Genomic DNA, 13832 nt, shown 5'->3' on the forward strand with positions numbered 1-13832 from the left:
GTGTCAATCGAAAGGGAACTTCAGTGAGCGACAACGTCCTGACCGGTCTTGCCGAGATCGTCGAAGAGGTCGCCGGTGTGGCCGCCGACGACGTCACCGCTGACAAGTCCTTCGTGGACGACCTCGACATCGACTCGCTGTCGATGGTCGAGATCGCCGTCCAGGCCGAGGACAAGTTCGGTGTGAAGATCCCGGACGACGAGCTGGCGAACCTCAAGACCGTTGGTGATGCGGTGGATTACATCACCAAGAACGCATGAGTTCGAACATCGACGTCGTCATCACCGGGCTGGGTGCCACCACCCCGCTCGGTGGTGACGTGACGTCCACCTGGGACGCGTTGCTGGCAGGCAGGTCCGGGGTCAGCCCCATGACCCACGACTGGGTCGAGAAGTACGACCTGCCGGTGAAGATCGCGTCGCAGCTCGTCGTCGACCCCACCGAGGTCCTGCCCCGCGTCGAGGCGCGGCGCCTGGACCGTTCGGAGCAGGTGGCCATCGTCGCCTCGCGCCAGGCGTGGGCCGACGCGGGCCACGACGACGACACCGTCGACCGCGAGCGCCTCGCCGTCATCATCGGCACGGGCATCGGCGGCGCGATCACCCTCCTGACCCAGGACGACCTCCTGGAGCAGCACGGCCTGCGCAAGGTGTCGCCGCTGACCGTCCCGATGCTGATGCCGAACGGCCCGGCCGCGCACGTGGGCCTGGAGCTCAAGGCGCAGGCGGGCGTGCACGCACCGGTCTCGGCCTGCGCGTCCGGGGCGGAAGCCATCGCCTGGGCCTACCGCATGATCAAGGCCGGCGAAGCCGACGTGGTCGTGGCGGGCGGCGCGGAAGCCTGCATCACCGCCATCCCGGTGGCCGGCTTCTCCCAGGCCCGCACCATGAGCACCCGCAACGACGAGCCGGAGAAGGCCTCGCGCCCGTTCGACACGGCCCGCGACGGCTTCGTCCTCGGCGAGGGCGCGGGCGTCATGGTCCTGGAACGGCGCGAGTTCGCCGAGGCCCGCGGCGCCAAGATCTACGGCCGCCTGGCGGGCATCGGCACCTCCGCCGACGGCTACCACATCACCGCCCCCGACCCCGAGGGCGTCGGTCAGTCGCGTGCCATCGCCGCATCCCTGCGGTCCGGCGGCATCGACCCGTCCGACGTCGGTCACGTGAACTGCCACGCCACCTCCACCCCGGTGGGCGACGTGGCGGAGACCGTGGCCGTCCGCAAGGCCATCGGCGACCACCCGGTCCTCACCGCCCCGAAGGGCGCCCTCGGGCACCTGCTGGGCGCGGCGGGCGCGGTGGAGGCGATCATCACCGTCCTGTCGATCCGCGACGGCATCGTTCCCCAGACGCTGAACCTGGAGAACCTGGACCCCGCGGTCACGCTGGACGTGGTGGCCGGTGAGCCCCGCAAGATCAAGCTCGACGCTGCCGTGAACGACTCGTTCGGCTTCGGCGGTCACAACGTGGCACTGGCCTTCACCTCGGTCTAGTTCCCGCTGTGCGCAGCGCCCCGGTCCGCTTCGGCGACCGGGGCGCTGCCGTTTCTCGGCTTCGGCCGGTGGCGGCCGGTGGGTGGGCAAGCGCGAGCCGGTGGCACTCGCGGACGTGCTGCCGGGAGCCGTCGGGCAGCCGAGTCAGCGGGAACCCTCGAACGGTGGAGGTCGGCGACGAGCCGCTAGCACCGCTCCATCTGCGGCGTCCGGTTCTCCGGGGCCTCGTCCACCCGCCATTCCCCGCCCTCCCGCACCACCACGTACACGACCCGCCACCGGATGCACCCCTCCGGCAACGCGACGGGGGCCTTGGCGACGTCCTGCGTGGACACGAACGAGATGAGCGCCCGCACCCGCCGCCCGACCACGTCGGACTCGATGCGCTGCACGACCACACCACCGTCGCGGGTGGTCTCGTAGGCGGCCCGCCACGTCTCCTCGACCGCCTGAGACGCGCGGCGGGAGGACACCGCGGCCGACCAGGCCCGGAAGTCGCGGGCGTTGATGGCGTCGAAGTACCGCTGCAGCACCGACTGCACCTGCTGGCGGTCGGGGTGGGTGAACGAGTCCGCGCTGAGCCGCACCTCCGGCGATCCGGGCAGCTGCCCTGCGGAGGAGGCGACGGCGGGTTCTCCCGAGGCCTCCGCGGGGCGCAGGTACACGGCCCTGCCCACCATCCCGGCCGCGACGGCCGCACCGGTGATCACCACGACGGCCGGCACCAGCCAGCGACTCGCTGCGCTCCCCACCCGAGGAAGCCTAGACCCCGCGCACCGGGGGTGATCACGGGTCGCACGCGTGCGGTGATCCGTTACACCAGAAAGAAAGATTCACTCGAAAGTTGAGATTGTGCCGTGATCAACGGTTGCATGTGGCAAGACAATGATTGGCACATAAAAAGTTGATGACCAATCCCATACTCCGAATGAGTTCCTTCGGGGGTAACCCTACCGCCATTCGGCCGCATCAAACGCGCATATGTCGCGATTTTCGGCTTCACCCGGACAGCCCAAGGGACACGGGCCGTGTCCGACCGTTGCCCACCCCTAACTATACGTCGCGAACCGTGTGGAATACCGCAGGTCAGCGCTTCGCAATTAAAAGAACGCGCTGGTGCCGTTTAGCGAGGTGCCCGGCAAGCGATGCTGACTCATCGATCAGAAACCTCTCAACCGGGTGATCTGGCTCCAAACCTCTTTACTCTGAGCAACATACGCGCCGGTAACCCCCGGTCTTTCGGACACGAACGGGTTACCCATATGCCCCTAATGGCGGATTGGCCATAGCTTCGAAAATGTGCGGGAATATGCGGCGTCAACGGAATTGCGAAACAGTGAGGGAGGTAATTCGGTGGATCTCAGATACGAGGCGTTCTGCTTCGCGGATCGGCGGTTCTACGATCTGCAGAGCAGCACCGAAAGCGGCCTCCCGGGCGATGACTTCGCGCACCAGCTGCCCGCTCTTCCGGACGGCTGGGTGCAGGCCGAGCGCAACGTCTGGCGGCACCTGCACCCGCACGGGGTGCAGCTGCCGAAGCAGGGGTGGAAGATCCACGTCTCGGCCGGCCTGGACAACGCGACCGCGGTGCTCAAGGCGACCTTCGACTACTGCGTCGAGCGGCGGATCCCGTTCAAGTACCTGCAGACCGTCTCGATCGTGCTGGCGCGCAACTCGAAGTACGCGCCCCGTGAGGGCAGCGGCAAGCTCATCACGATCTACCCGACGAGCACGGAGCAGCTGCAGCAGGTCCTGACCGAGCTCGCCGCGGTGCTCGACGGGCAGCACGGCGCGTACATCCTCAGCGACCTGCGCTACGGCAAGGGGCCGCTGTACGTGCGCTACGGCGGGTTCTCCGAGCAGTGGCTCGAGGTCGACGGGCAGCAGGTGCTCGCGATCGAGGGGCCGGGCGGCGAGCTCGTGGCCGACCAGCGCAAGCCGGTGTTCAGCCTGCCGGAGTGGGTGGAGCTGCCGGAGTTCCTGGCGCCGCACCTCGCGGAGCGCAACGCCGGTGACCCGGAGAAGTTCCCCTACCGGATCAAGAGCTCGCTGCACTTCTCCAACGGTGGCGGCGTGTACCTCGCGACCCGCAAGAGCGACGGCAGGGAGGTCGTCCTCAAGGAGGCGCGGCCGCACGCCGGGCTCGACCGCGAGGGGCGCGACGCGGTGGCACGGCTGGAGCGCGAGTACGAGGTGCTCACCCGGCTCGCCGGCGTGCGGGGCGTTCCCGCGGTGTACGACCGCTTCACCGAGTGGGAGCACCTGTTCGTCGCCATGGAGTTCATGCCAGGCCGGTCGCTCGGCCAGTGGCTGGGGATGAACTACCCGTTGACGCACAAGGAAGCCGGCGACGAGAAGGTCACCGCCTACCGGGACCGCGCGCTCTCCCTCGTGCGCAAGGTCGAGGACCTGGTGGCGCGGGTGCACGAACGCGGCGTCGTCTTCGGCGACCTGCACACCATGAACGTCCTGGTCGACGAGGACGACGAGGTCTCGCTGATCGACTTCGAGCTGTCGTCGACGATCGAGGACCTGCACCGGCCGACGCTCGGGGCCCCCGGCTTCCAGGCACCGGCCGACCGTGACGGCTTCGACATCGACGCCTACCCGCTGGCCGCGCTCAAGCTGTGGATCTTCCTGCCGCTCAACGCGGTCCTGGAGCTCTCGCCCGCGAAGCTCGACCAGCACGTGCGGGTGGTGCGGGACCGCTTCGGGCTCGACGACGAGTACTGCCGGGGCATCGTCGACGTCCTCCGGCCGCGGGTCGACCCGCCGGCGGATCCGGCGTTCACCGCGTTCGACGACGAGGAACCGGACTGGACGCTGGTGCGCAAGGAGATCGCGACCGCGATCCTGCACAGCGCCACCCCGCAGCGGAAGGACCGGCTGTTCCCCGGCGACATCGAGCAGTTCGAGGTCGGCGGAGCCGGGTTCGCCTACGGCGCGGCGGGTGTGCTGCACGCGCTCGACGTGAGCGGCGAGGGCCGGTACCCCGAGCACGAGGACTGGCTGATCGCGTCGGTCCGCAGGGAACCGCCCAAGCAGCCCGGGTTCTACGTCGGCGCGCACGGCATCGCCCACGTGCTGGAGAACTTCGGCCACCACGACCTCGCGGCCGAGCTGGTCGAGAGCTACGCGCCGCTCGTCGCGACCACGCAGGACCACGGGCTGAGCGCCGGCCTGTCCGGCATCGGGCTCAACCTGCTGCACTTCGCCGACTCCCGGCACGACCACGGTTTCGCGGAGCAGGCCGAGGTGCTGGCCGAACGGCTCGCGCGGCAGCTCGCCGACGCACCGGGTCCCGGTGGCAAGGCGCGGGCGGGACTGCTGCACGGCTGGTCCGGTCCGGCGCTGTTCTTCCTGCGGATGTTCGACCGCACCGGCGAACACCGCTGGCTCGACCTCGCCGAGCAGGCGCTCGAACGCGACCTGGCGGAGACGATGGTCGCGCTCGACGGTTCGCTGCAGGTGCGGGACGGCAACTTCCGGTCGCTGCCCTACGTCGGCATCGGCGGTGCGGGCATCGCGCTCGTGCTCACCGAGCTCGCCGCCATCGCACCGGAACGCCCGTGCGTCGAGCAGCTCCCCGGCCTGCTCGACGCCTGCACCAGCGAGTTCGTCATCCAACCGGCGTTGACGCTGGGCAGGGCCGGTCAGCTGGCCACCCTCGCCCACGCGACGCGCCACCGCCCGGACGAGCGGTACGAGCGCTCGATCCGGCAGCACCTGCGGGCACTGGGCTGGCACGCCGTGCGCTTCGGCGGCGGGCTCGCGTTCCCCGGTGTGCAGCTGCGCCGGATGTCGATGGACCTCACCACCGGCGGTGTGGGCGTCCTGCTCGCCATCGCGTCCACTGTGGACGGCCGCGCTCCCCTCCCCTTCCTGGGGAGGACCCAGACCCCGGTCCTCGCGGACCGGTAGCAGTGATCCAGCAAGATCCCTCTTAGCAAGGAGACCGTCATGGGCTTCATCCTCGACATGCAGGACCTCGAGACCCCCGAGGCGCCGGCCAACGTGCTGGCGGGCGGCGGCTCCGGCGGCGGTGGCGGCGGTTCGACCACCGCGTCCAACGCCTCGCTGCTGCTCCCCTGCTCGCACAGCACCGTCAGCCTGCTGGCCTGCTGAGCTGTTCCACAACTGAGCTACCCCGGCCGATGAGCGGCATAGGCGAAGTATGCCGCTCATCCGCCACCTGCAGGGCCCGGCAGCCGGCCAGCTGTCGGGCCCTCGCTCATGATGCGCCCTGACGCCCTCGGGAGGAACAGCGATGACCAAACCCGGTGACGTTCTGCTGTTCTCCACCGTCAAGCGCGACTACCGGCCGTGGCTGCTGCTCCTCAACGCCGCGGTCACCACCGCCGCCGGTCTGCTGCTGCCGGCCGCGCTGGCCGGTGCCGTCGACATGGCGCTGGGCGGGCGGTTCGTGCTCGCGACGATCCTGTTCCTGCTGGTGCTGGCCGCGGTCGAAATCGTCGGCGACGCGATCGGGATCGTGCTCGCGGCGAGCATCACCGCCCGCGGCACCGCGTGGTTGCGCCACCGGCTGTCCCGGCAGCTGCTCACGATCGGTCACCCCGCGCCGTTCGCCCACGGCGACGCCGTCAGCCGCGTCACGGGCGACTGCGGCAACGCGGGCGGTGTCGCCGTCACGGTCATCGGCCTGCTCGTCAGCGTCGTGTCGTCGGTGGGCTCGGTCGTCGCGCTGGCGCTGCTGGACTGGCGGCTCGCCGCGGTGTTCCTGGTCAGCGCCCCGCTGGCGGGCCTGCTGATCCGCACCCACCTGCGCCTCACCGCCGACGACGTGCTGACCTACCAGGAGGTCTCCGGCGAGGTCTCGGCCCGGCTGCTCGACTCCGTGTCCGGCCTGCGCACGATCTCCGCCGCCGGTCTCGCCGACCGCGAGACGCGCCGCGTGCTGCAGCCGCTCCCCCGGCTCGCCGCGGCGGGCGCCGGGATGTGGCGCACCCAGGCCAGGATGATGTGGCGAGCCGGGCTCCTGCTGCCCGCCGTGGAGGTCGCGGTGCTCGCGGCCGCCGGGTTCGGGGTGCTGCAGGGCAGGCTGAGCGCAGGTGACGTGCTCGCCGCCCTCGGCTACGCCGCGCTGGGCATGGGGATCGTCGGCCAGATCACCCAGCTCACCGTGCTGGAACGCACCCGCGCCTCCGCCGGCCGGATCGCCGAGGTGCTCGACACCCCGCCACCGCACCGCCCCTTCGCCCGCGCCCCCCTCGGCGGGGCACTCGAACTGCGCGGTGTCAGCGTCGACGGCGCACTCCACGACGTCGACCTCGTCGTCCCGGCCGGCGCGTTCTGCGCGGTCGTGGGCAGCTCCGGCGCGGGCAAGTCCGCGCTGGCCGCCGTGCTCGGCGGACTATCCCCAGTGGACTCCGGTGAGGTCGCGCGGTCCGGTGGCGTCGGGTACGCCTTCGAGCGACCCGCCTTGCTGGGCACCACGATCGGTCGTTCGATCGCCTACGGAACGGACGCGGACGAGGCGCGGGTCCGCGCCGCCGCCGTCGCCGCCCAGGTGCACGACGTGCTGGTGCGGCTGCCTCACGGGTATGAGACGCCGGTCGCCGACGCCCCGCTGTCCGGCGGTGAGGCGCAGCGGATAGGCCTGGCGCGTGCGATCGTGCGCGATCCCGAGGTGCTCGTGCTGGACGACGCGACCGCCAGCCTGGACACCGTCACCGAGGCCAGGGTGGACGACGCGCTCACCACCGCGCTGCCCGGCCGCACCCGCGTCGTCGTCACGCACCGGCCGGCGACGGCGGCCCGCGCGGACCTGGTGGTGTGGCTGGAGAACGGCCGGGTGCGCGCGACCGGCACCCACCAGGAGCTGTGGGACGACCAGGAGTACCGCGCCGTGTTCACCGGGGGCGAGTGATGCGCTTCTACCTCTCCACGCTGGCCGGGCACCGCCGCGGCGTGCTCGTCCTGCTCGCCTGGTCCGCACTGGAGGGCATCCCGGCGTTCTTCGGCGGCAAGCTCGTCGGCACCGCCGTGGACAGCGGGTTCGCCGCGGGCCGCCCGGTGGCCGGGCTGCTGTGGCTGCTCGCGTTCGCCGCGCTCGCCGTCGCCGGCGCGCTCGGTCAGCGCCAGGTGTTCGCCCGGCTCGGCGACGTCGTCGAGCCCATGCGCGACGCCCTGGTCACGCAGGTCGTCAAGGGCGTGCTGAACAACCGGACGCACCGCCGCACCCCGGACGCCAGCGCCGTCGCGATGATCACCCGTCACGTCGAGGTGGTCCGCGACGCCACCGCCGGCGTGCTCGTGCAGGCCCGCGCGCTGCTGGTCACCACGGTCGCCGCGCTCGTCGGGCTCGCCACGACCGCGGCCGCGCTGGTCTGGCTCGTCGTCCTGCCGATCGTCGCTGCGCTGGTGCTGTTCGGGTTCCTGCTGCCGTCACTGGCGAAACGGCAGCGCAACGCGGTCATGGCCGAGGAACGCACCGCGGAGGCGACCGGCGGGGTGCTCACCGGGCTGCGCGACGTCGCCGCGTGCCGGGCCGAGCAGGAGGCGTTCGCGGACGTCCGGGCGCAGGCCGACGAGCAGGCGGCGGCGACGGTCGCGGTGGCCTGGGCGAACGCCCTGCGGGCCACCGTGATCGCTCTCGGCGGCTTCGCACCGGTCGTGCTGCTCGTCGCGTTCGCACCGCCGCTGGTGGCGTCCGGTCAGCTCACCACCGGCGCGGTGCTGGCGGCGGTCGTCTACCTGACCAACAGCGTCAACCCGGCGCTGCACGGCCTGGCCCGCACCACGAGCACCGTCGTGATGCGGCTGATGGTCGCACTCAAACGACTTCAGGAGGCGGCGCCGCGGCAGACCGGCGACGACGGCGTGGAGGTGCCCGTCAGCTGCGAGTTCACCCTCAGGGACGTCACGTTCGGCTGGAGCCCGGACGCCGTGCCGGTGGTGAAGGACCTGAACCTGTGCATCGGACCGGGCGACCACCTGGCCGTCGTCGGGCCGTCGGGCATCGGCAAGTCCACTGTGGCCGGTCTGCTCACCGGTCTGATGCCACCGGACCGGGGCGAGGTGCTGTTCGGCGGGCGGCCGGTGGACCGGGTGGTGCCGTCGGTCCGGCACCAGGCGATCGCGCTGATCCCGCAGGAGACCTACCTGTTCACCGGGACCGTGCGCGAGAACCTCGCCCTGCTGGCGCCGCAGGCCACCGACGCCGAGCTCCTCGCGGCGGTGAAAAGCGTTGGGGCCAAACCACTTCTTGACCGGCTGGGCGGTCTGGACGCACGGCTGGGCCACGCGGGCGAAGGGCTGTCCGCCGGAGAGGCGCAGCTGCTCGCGCTGGCACGGGTCCACGCGACGCCGGCGGCGGTGGTGATCCTCGACGAGGCGACCTCGCACCTGGACCCGGCGGCGGAGGCGCGGGTGGAGCGCGCGTTCGCGGCCAGGAAGGGCGTCCTCGTGGTGATCGCACACCGGCTGAGCTCGGCGTTGCGGGCGGACCGGGTGCTGGTCATGGACGGTGGCGCGCCTCTTCTGGGCACGCACGAGCAGCTTCTGGAGACCTCGCCGACCTACGGCAGGCTGATGCTCGCCTGGGACCCCACCCACCACGAGCGAACCCCGCTGCCCAACCGGTAGCGGGGTCCACTCAGGACTGGCCGGGCGCTCACCCGACGCGGTGCAGCCACGTGACCGGCGCGCCGTCGCCGGCACGGCGGAACGGTTCCAGCGCGTCGTCCCACGCCGCGCCGAGGAGCTCGTCGACACCGTGCGCGAAGGACTCACCGCCGCGGGAGCGTGCGGCCAGCGCACGCAGCTGGTCCTCGTTCACGACGATGTCGCCGTTCGCCGAAGTGCGCGCGTGCCACAACCCCAGCACGGGCGCGAAGCAGAAGCGCTCTCCGTCCTGACCTGGGGACGGTTCCTCGGTCACCTCGAAACGGAGCATCGGCCACGCGCGCAGCGCAGCAACGAGTTTCGCGCCGGTACCGGCGTCACCGGCCCACGCACATTCAGCGCGCAACTGTCCTGGTGCCGCGGGTTGCGCTGCCCACCTGAGGTCCACTCGTTCGCCAAGGGTGCCCGAGATCGCCCACTCGACGTGCGGACAGACCGCAGACGGCGACGAGTGGACGTAGACCACGCCACTGGTGCTGCCACGGGTGCTCACTGCTGACCTCCGCTACTCGACGAGGGACGTCTTCCCCTACGCCTTTGCCGAGTGAGGTGATCACCGTGGAACCCGTTCGCTGCATTCTGCCTCGACTTGAGGCATGTCCGCCATAAGAACCAGCTCGATCATCACCCGACCGGGTCAGATACAGGTCTTAAGTCCCGATCTCCACTGTCGAGCGATGCGTGATCGTGATCTCCAGCGCGTTTACCGCGGTGACGATCGTGGTGGACGTGCCCAGGTCGAGCAGGGCGGGACCGTGCTGCGGCTTGACCGTCACCGGGCCAGGGTCGAACGCCCCGCCACCGGACGGCCCAGGAGTTGCCGACGACCTGTCGTGGCCACCGCGACAGGGGAGGCGGCGGCCACGGGCACCACGGCGAGCAGTGCAGCACGTCTGCAACTGGACCCTCCGTGAACATAGGCAGGTAATCCATCCAACGAGTGATCCACTTTCCGGTGACGGGTGTCACGCAACGTCTCGACTGGCCGCAGGTGAACGACCCCGGAGCGCTACGGTGTGCCCCCGTGCGGAAAGGTGGGGACTCGTGCGGTTGATCCGTCTGGGCGCTGAACCCTCGGCCATCGGGGCGGACGTCCGCGCTGCCCTCACCGCGTGCGGCGCGGGCACGGAGGTGCTCGGCGGGGTCGCGTTGACCGGCGTGCAGCCCCCCGACTGCCCGGTGCCGCTGGACGCGGTCGTGGTGCTGCCCAAGGGCGTGCTGGTGATCGTGGGCGTGGACCTGCCCGACCCCGCCGTGAAGCTGGAGGCCCCGCTCGGCGGGACGTGGACGATCGACGGCTGGCCGCTGGTCAGCCAGGACGGCATGCCGAACCCGGCGACCGAGGCCGTGGCGGCGGCGACGGCGGTGGCCCAGCGGTTGCAGGCCATGCGCGCCGAACCGCTGCCGGTGAGCACGGTCGTCGCGGTCGGCCCGTTCGTGAGCCAGGTCGTGCAACCCTCCGCGGACCTCAACCGCGGTGTGCGGGTGCTGCACCCCAAACCGTCCACATTGCTCACCGCGGCACGCGAGCTGGCCACGTCGGCGGTGCCGTGCTCGGCCGAGCACGCGGCCAAGCTGCTCGCCGTCCTGCAGACCACCGGCACGCCGCCGGACACCGCGTCGCTGCTGGGCGAGGGCTTCTCCGACGCCGTCTCCCCCGACCTGGCCTCCGCCAGCACCATGCTGATCCCGAAGATCGGCGTGCGACCGCCGGTGGGCAGGCGCGGGCCGGTCAAGCTGCGCTGGCCCTACCTCGCGGGCGCCGGTCTGCTCGTGCTGGTCCTGCTCGTGTGGCTGGTCGTGGCGCTGCCCGGCGGTGACCCGCAGGTCGTTGCCACGGAGACGCCGCCGCCCGGCCCGACGACGGTGGTCGTGGACGGCACGACGTTCGTCCCCCGAGACGCCCAGCAGGACGAGGACTGCGCTGCGCAGGCGTTCGGCGACGTCAAGGCCTGGCTGGTGGCGAACGAGTGCGGCCGGGTCCAGCGCGCCACCTACGAGACGACCGTCAACGGCCGCAAGGCGTCCGTGCTGGTCGCGGACCTCGACGTGATGGACGCCCCCAGCGCCAAGGCGTTCCACGCGATCGTGGCGGCCCCCGGTTCCGGTGGCGTGAACGCGCCGGACGGCAACCCGCTGGCGAACGCGACGTTCGCGAGCGGCGTGAAGGGCAGCCACGTCCAGCTGGCGTTCGTGGTGTGGTCCGGCGGGGCCGGCGACGCCGCGCTCGACCCGATCGCCAAGCAGGCGTTGCGGCTGCCCACCTCCCGGTAGAGGGTGGAGGGCATGATCGGACAACTTCGTTCCGTGGTGGTCGACTGCCCCGACCCCTCCGAGCTGGCGTCGTTCTACGAGAAGCTCCTCGGCGGCGAACGCCTCGCCGGCAGCGAGGACCCCGACTGGGTGGTGGTCGTCGCGAGCGGCACGCGGATCGCGTTCCAGCGCGCGCCCGAGTACGTGCCGCCGGTGTTCCCCGACCCGCACGGCTCGCAGCAGTTCCACCTCGACGTGCTGGTCGAGGACGTGGAGCTCGCCGAGTCCCAGGTGCTCGCGCTCGGGGCCAAGCTGCTCGCGCGCGACAACCCCGACAACTACCGCGTCTACACCGACCCGGTCGGGCACACGTTCTGCCTCCTGTGGCTCACTTAGAACCGTTCTAGTGTGGCGCCATGGATTTCGACGTCATCGTCATCGGTGGTGGCCCCGTGGGTGAGAACGTGGCCTGGCGGACGGCCGCCGGTGGCCTGTCCACCGCCATGGTCGAGAAGGAGCTGGTCGGCGGCGAGTGCTCGTACTGGGCGTGCATGCCGTCCAAGGCGTTGCTGCGCTCCGGTCACGCGCTCGCGGCCGCCCAGCGGGTCAAGGGCGTGGTCGGCGGCAGCCTCGACCCGCTGGCGGTGCTGGAGCGGCGCACCTCGTTCACGTCCGACTGGGACGACGCGGGTCAGGTGCAGTGGGCCGAGTCGGTCGGCATCACCGTCCTGCGCGGTGACGGCGAGGTGACCGGCGAACGCGAGGTCACCGTCGGCGGCGAGGTGCACCGGGCGCGGCTGGCCGTGGTGGTGTGCACCGGCAGCGTGCCGAAGATGCCGCCGCTGGACGGCATTGACGACACTCCGGTGTGGACGTCCCGCGAGGCCACGTCGGCGCGCGCGGTGCCGGAGTCGCTCGTGGTGCTCGGCGGCGGCGTGGTCGGTGTCGAGATGGCGCAGGCGTGGGCGCGGCTCGGGTCGAAGGTGACGCTCGTGGTGTCGGGCGACCGCCCGTTGCCGCGCATGGAGGACTTCGTCGGGCCGCTGGTCGCCGAGGGCCTGCGGGCCGACGGGGTCGAGGTGCTGCTGAACGCGCGCGCCGCGGCCGTCGAGCCGGGCGCGCTGACGTTGCGGGACGGCCGGGTCGTGCGGGGCGCGGAGATCCTCGTCGCGACCGGGCGGGTGCCGGCGACGAAGGACGGCAAGCCGATGAGCATCGACGACACCGGTCTCGTGTCCGGCGTGGACGGGCGGTGGCTGTACGCGGCCGGTGACGTCACCGGGCGTGCGCTGCTCACCCACCAGGGCAAGTACCAGGGCCGGGCGGTCGGGTCGGCGATCCTGGAGCGGTCGCGCGGCTCCGAGCCGGAGCCGTGGTCGGCGGGCCAGGCCAGCGCCGACCACGTGGCGGTGCCGCAGGTCGTGTTCACCGACCCCGAGGTGGCCTTCGTCGGGCACACCGCGGAGGAGGCACGGGCGGCCGGACGCGATGTCAAGGTCGTGGACCTCGACATCGCGGTCGCCGGGTCGTCGCTGCACGCCGACGGCTACAGCGGCAAGGCGCGGGTGGTCGTCGACGAGCGCACCCGCACCCTGGTCGGTGTCACGTTCGTCGGCCAGGACGTGGCCGAGCTGCTGCACGCCGCCACCATCGCGATCGTCGGCGAGGTGACCGTCGACCGGCTGTGGCACGCGGTGCCCGCCTACCCGACGATCAGCGAGGTGTGGCTGCGGATGCTGGAGGCTTACGGCCTCTGAGGTTCCAGCACGCCGCCGAGCATGCCCGTGAGCAGCTCGTTCGCCGTGCCGACCACGTACGCGCGGTCGTCGGGGTCGACCCGTTCGGCCAGCTTGAACAACGCGTCCGCGGTCTGCACGGCGATGCGGAAGGTCAGCATGACCGGTGCGTCGCCGTGCGCTCCGAAGCGGTTGACGAACATCTCGGCGAGCCGTTCGGCCATCAGCTCGTACTGGTCGACGCTGGAGTCGAGCCGGTGGCTGTCCAGCATGTCGCTGAACCGCACCCGGCCGAAGCCCGGCAGCTCCGCCAGCATCCGCATGTAGACGGCGACGACCTGGGTCATGGCCTCGCGCCAGGTGTCCGCGATGAGGTCGCTGGAGAACAGTTCCTCGACCTCGCTCAGATATGCCTCCATACCGCGCAAGGCGAGCGCGTGCACCACGGACCGCTTGTCCGGGAAGTATTGGTAGAAAGAACCGATGGGCACTCCGGCCACGTCGACGATGCGCGCCGTGGTGATGTCGTCGTAGTCGTATTCGTTCAGCAGGCTCGCACAAGCGTCCAGGATCGCGGAGACGGTGGCCGCACCGCGTTGTTGCACCGGCTGCCGACGCATCACCCTGGCCAACCTGCCCCTGGCCGGATCTTCATGCACAACGACATCTTCATCCATCGGACGGCCGAAGCCCAAGCACGGGTTCCC

General features: G+C 71.2%; 13 protein-coding genes. 9 read left to right on the plus strand and 4 right to left on the minus strand.

The genetic code is table 11. From position 1 onward, the window contains the following. The first annotated feature begins 23 nt into the window (after positions 1-23). Both ACZ7CF_RS35625 and ACZ7CF_RS35630 read left to right on the plus strand, forming a co-directional pair. Positions 24-260: an acyl carrier protein gene (locus ACZ7CF_RS35625; RefSeq protein ID WP_360397247.1), complete on the plus strand. Its 237-nt coding sequence runs from the start codon at positions 24-26 to the stop codon at positions 258-260. Further along, entirely contained in the window at positions 257-1492 is a 1236-nt protein-coding gene (locus ACZ7CF_RS35630; RefSeq protein ID WP_360397245.1) for a beta-ketoacyl-[acyl-carrier-protein] synthase family protein, read from the plus strand. The genes ACZ7CF_RS35625 and ACZ7CF_RS35630 overlap by 4 nt, the downstream gene beginning before the upstream one ends. Positions 1493-1677: 185 nt before the next feature. On the opposite strand, the gene ACZ7CF_RS35635 is transcribed toward ACZ7CF_RS35630, so the two are convergent. Continuing rightward, a complete protein-coding gene (locus ACZ7CF_RS35635) occupies positions 1678-2244 on the minus strand; it encodes a hypothetical protein (protein ID WP_360397243.1) in 567 nt (188 codons plus the stop codon). A gap of 601 nt (positions 2245-2845) precedes the next feature. On the opposite strand from ACZ7CF_RS35635, the gene lanKC reads away from it, so the two are divergent. The 4 genes from lanKC to ACZ7CF_RS35655 all read left to right on the plus strand — a co-directional run bounded on the left by lanKC (position 2846) and on the right by ACZ7CF_RS35655 (position 9097). After that, positions 2846-5413, plus strand: coding sequence for a class III lanthionine synthetase LanKC (gene lanKC, locus ACZ7CF_RS35640; protein ID WP_470371848.1), 2568 nt, complete (start codon positions 2846-2848; stop codon positions 5411-5413). A gap of 39 nt (positions 5414-5452) precedes the next feature. Then, a complete protein-coding gene (locus ACZ7CF_RS35645) occupies positions 5453-5617 on the plus strand; it encodes a SapB/AmfS family lanthipeptide (RefSeq protein WP_154697009.1) in 165 nt (54 codons plus the stop codon). Positions 5618-5759: 142 nt separating this feature from the next. Beyond that, the gene (locus ACZ7CF_RS35650) at positions 5760-7379 is read left to right on the plus strand and encodes an ABC transporter ATP-binding protein (protein ID WP_470371849.1); all 1620 of its coding nucleotides are present in this window, start codon (positions 5760-5762) and stop codon (positions 7377-7379) included. Continuing rightward, complete coding sequence (locus tag ACZ7CF_RS35655) at positions 7379-9097, plus strand: ABC transporter ATP-binding protein (RefSeq protein WP_470371850.1); 1719 nt, start codon at positions 7379-7381, stop codon at positions 9095-9097. Before ACZ7CF_RS35650 ends, ACZ7CF_RS35655 begins: the two co-directional genes overlap by 1 nt. Positions 9098-9125: 28 nt before the next feature. On the opposite strand, the gene ACZ7CF_RS35660 is transcribed toward ACZ7CF_RS35655, so the two are convergent. Together ACZ7CF_RS35660 and ACZ7CF_RS35665 are read right to left on the minus strand one after the other, a co-directional pair. Further along, complete coding sequence (locus ACZ7CF_RS35660) at positions 9126-9629, minus strand: DUF3145 domain-containing protein (protein WP_157529558.1); 504 nt, start codon at positions 9627-9629, stop codon at positions 9126-9128. 157 nt (positions 9630-9786) lie between these two features. After that, positions 9787-9912: a hypothetical protein gene (locus tag ACZ7CF_RS35665; protein WP_470371851.1), complete on the minus strand. Its 126-nt coding sequence runs from the start codon at positions 9910-9912 to the stop codon at positions 9787-9789. Between the two features lie 268 nt (positions 9913-10180). On the opposite strand from ACZ7CF_RS35665, the gene ACZ7CF_RS35670 reads away from it, so the two are divergent. The 3 genes from ACZ7CF_RS35670 to ACZ7CF_RS35680 are packed head-to-tail and all read left to right on the plus strand — an operon-like array spanning position 10181 to position 13146. Beyond that, positions 10181-11410 carry a hypothetical protein gene (locus ACZ7CF_RS35670; protein WP_458433821.1) on the plus strand — a complete coding sequence of 410 codons (1230 nt, stop codon included), beginning with the start codon at positions 10181-10183 and terminating at the stop codon, positions 11408-11410. Between the two features lie 12 nt (positions 11411-11422). Further along, positions 11423-11785 (plus strand): VOC family protein, encoded by a 363-nt coding sequence (locus tag ACZ7CF_RS35675; protein WP_470371852.1) that lies wholly within the window; start codon positions 11423-11425, stop codon positions 11783-11785. Positions 11786-11805: 20 nt separating this feature from the next. Beyond that, positions 11806-13146 carry a dihydrolipoyl dehydrogenase family protein gene (locus ACZ7CF_RS35680; RefSeq protein WP_470371853.1) on the plus strand — a complete coding sequence of 447 codons (1341 nt, stop codon included), beginning with the start codon at positions 11806-11808 and terminating at the stop codon, positions 13144-13146. Here the strand turns inward: ACZ7CF_RS35680 and ACZ7CF_RS35685 are convergent. Further along, positions 13134-13745, minus strand: coding sequence for a TetR/AcrR family transcriptional regulator (locus tag ACZ7CF_RS35685; RefSeq protein WP_360397450.1), 612 nt, complete (start codon positions 13743-13745; stop codon positions 13134-13136). The genes ACZ7CF_RS35680 and ACZ7CF_RS35685 overlap by 13 nt on opposite strands. Between the last annotated feature and the right edge of the window lie 87 nt (positions 13746-13832).

It is taken from the genome of Lentzea sp. NPDC036955 (assembly GCF_055608005.1).

What these genes read in the sequence shown, in the direction of transcription:
- ACZ7CF_RS35630 (WP_360397245.1), top strand. Translation starts at nt 257, where the DNA reads ATGAGTTCGAACATCGACGTCGTCATCACCGGGCTGGGTGCCACCACC.
- ACZ7CF_RS35645 (WP_154697009.1), top strand. Translation starts at nt 5,453, where the DNA reads ATGGGCTTCATCCTCGACATGCAGGACCTCGAGACCCCCGAGGCGCCG.
- ACZ7CF_RS35650 (WP_470371849.1), top strand. Translation starts at nt 5,760, where the DNA reads ATGACCAAACCCGGTGACGTTCTGCTGTTCTCCACCGTCAAGCGCGAC.
- ACZ7CF_RS35655 (WP_470371850.1), top strand. Translation starts at nt 7,379, where the DNA reads ATGCGCTTCTACCTCTCCACGCTGGCCGGGCACCGCCGCGGCGTGCTC.
- ACZ7CF_RS35675 (WP_470371852.1), top strand. Translation starts at nt 11,423, where the DNA reads ATGATCGGACAACTTCGTTCCGTGGTGGTCGACTGCCCCGACCCCTCC.
- ACZ7CF_RS35680 (WP_470371853.1), top strand. Translation starts at nt 11,806, where the DNA reads ATGGATTTCGACGTCATCGTCATCGGTGGTGGCCCCGTGGGTGAGAAC.
- ACZ7CF_RS35685 (WP_360397450.1), bottom strand. Translation starts at nt 13,745, where the DNA reads ATGCGTCGGCAGCCGGTGCAACAACGCGGTGCGGCCACCGTCTCCGCG.